3 protein-coding genes and 1 pseudogene are annotated in these 1,873 nt (G+C 40.3%); all 4 read left to right on the forward strand.

The window, feature by feature from the left end; genetic code table 11:
• The coding region (locus SPADD19_RS02215) for a flavodoxin family protein (protein WP_423170599.1) at positions 1-243 on the forward strand (243 nt) is incomplete at its 5' end.
• Positions 244-438: 195 nt separating this feature from the next.
• Positions 439-1,218, forward strand: coding sequence for an alpha/beta hydrolase (locus SPADD19_RS02220; RefSeq protein ID WP_061455088.1), 780 nt, complete (start codon positions 439-441; stop codon positions 1,216-1,218).
• Positions 1,219-1,235: 17 nt separating this feature from the next.
• Positions 1,236-1,535 (forward strand): alpha/beta hydrolase, encoded by a 300-nt coding sequence (locus tag SPADD19_RS11410; RefSeq protein WP_128861545.1) that lies wholly within the window; start codon positions 1,236-1,238, stop codon positions 1,533-1,535.
• 3 nt (positions 1,536-1,538) lie between these two features.
• A pseudogene (locus tag SPADD19_RS02225) lies at positions 1,539-1,775 on the forward strand (hypothetical protein); the annotation flags it as partial.
• Positions 1,776-1,873: the final 98 nt, after the last annotated feature.

The following is a 1,873-nucleotide window of genomic DNA, read 5'->3' on the forward strand; positions in this document are numbered from 1 at the left end:
ACCATGGCAGAGCCCGTTGCAACCTTTATCGAGACCTATGCCAAAGAACTTGATGGAAAAACGATCATTCCATTTTCGACAAATGGTGGTTATGGATTAGGATCAAGTATCGATTATATCGAAACTATTTTGGCTGAAAACCAGGTTACCGCTCGTATTGAGCCTGCCTTTGCAGTCGAAGGAAATAAGGTTGATCAGGCTGATTCAGACTTGATGACGTGGTATAACAATTTAAACAAATAGAAAGAGAAAACTGTTATCAAAAGAACTCTTATTTTTTCATTAACAGGCTTGCTATTAGTCGTTCTAGGGACGATTCTTTATCTAAACTTTGAAAGCAATAAAGCCAACAATTCAACAGAGTTGATAAGCCAAAATGTGTCAAGTTCTTCTCGCACTAACTCGCTTTCTAAGGAACAGGGCAGTAAAATTGACGGTATGACTTATACAACGACTTATGATGGCAAAGAGTATAACAAGGAAGCACTTGTCTATGTGCCTGATTCGTATGAGACAGGCAAACCAATGAATATCCTTTATCTCATGCACGGATCAGGCATGTCTGCTGAGCAAGTAGCGGCAGACGTCAAACCACTGCTAGATAACTGGATTGCAAATGGAGATATTGAGCCACTTCTGGTTGTATTTCCGACTTATTATCCAGATCGAAGTTTTGTTGTATCGAATTATTCAGCTGATTATCCTTTAAATCATTACTTTGCAGAGACTGAAGTTTTAGAGGTTATGAAGACGGTTGAAAGTCAATACACGACCTTTGCTGAGACAGCCGATGAAACTGGTTTTACAGAAAGTCGTTCTCATAGAGCTTTCGGTGGCTATTCTATGGGCGGTATCACGACATGGGATGTGCTGGTTGAACAGAGTGATAAATTTTTCTACTACATGCCGATGGCAGGCGATAGCTGGATTGGACAAGTTACTGGTAGAAACAGCGATGAAGCTATTGCTGAAACCTTGGTCAGTGGTCTGCAAGAAAATAACTACGGGCAGAATGATTTCCAAATAATAGCGATGGTAGGTGGAAGTGATGGGACAAAATACAGCATGATTCCACAGATCGAAGCCCTCCGTAGCAACCATAGTGATTTGATAACAGGTGATAACCTCATTTATTGGGAAAATAACGGTGGTGGACATAATCAAGAATCATTTGAACTAGAGATTCAACATGGACTGACTTACCTTTTTAAAGAATAAGAGAAAGTGAGGAACAAATGACATTTCCAGATTTGAAACCCATTCCTAAACACTATTTCAAACCTAGCGATAGACCAGGTACCTTAGAAATCCTTAACTATCCTACTTTTGAATCTTTTTCCTACACGACAAACGCCCCAATTCCAATCGAAAAAGAAGCCGTCATTTATCTTCCTTATGGCTATTCAGACCAGCAAAAATATCCAGTGGTTTATCTTAGTCATGGTGGTTGGTCCAATGAACGCACAACCATGGGAAGCCCTCATTCTCCCAATGCCTTCAAACACATTGTGGATCACGCGATTGCAAATGGATAAATTGCCATTGAGGGTCAAATTAGCGAAGATGATAAAGAGAGCTGGTTAAGTGTGGAGCAATTTAAAAACCGACATGAAGATATCCTTTCGATGAGTTATGAACAGTTTAATGAACTGAGTCTTAAGGAAATTCCATTTATGGATGATGTGAGAGACCAGGTTTGGTCAGAATATGAGCGCAGAAATGAAGCATACATCAAAATCCACGGAGAAGTGGAGTTGGATGATGAGGAAGAATAAGAAATTCTACTTCAACCTGAGAGAGAGTGGGACAGAAATCGGTAATTCGTTAGAATTCGATTTCGTCGTCCCACCTCCGCACAGTTGAGTAGGGCTGT

The organism is Streptococcus parasanguinis (assembly GCF_001578955.1).
Taxonomy (GTDB): Bacteria; Bacillota; Bacilli; order Lactobacillales; family Streptococcaceae; genus Streptococcus; species Streptococcus parasanguinis_U.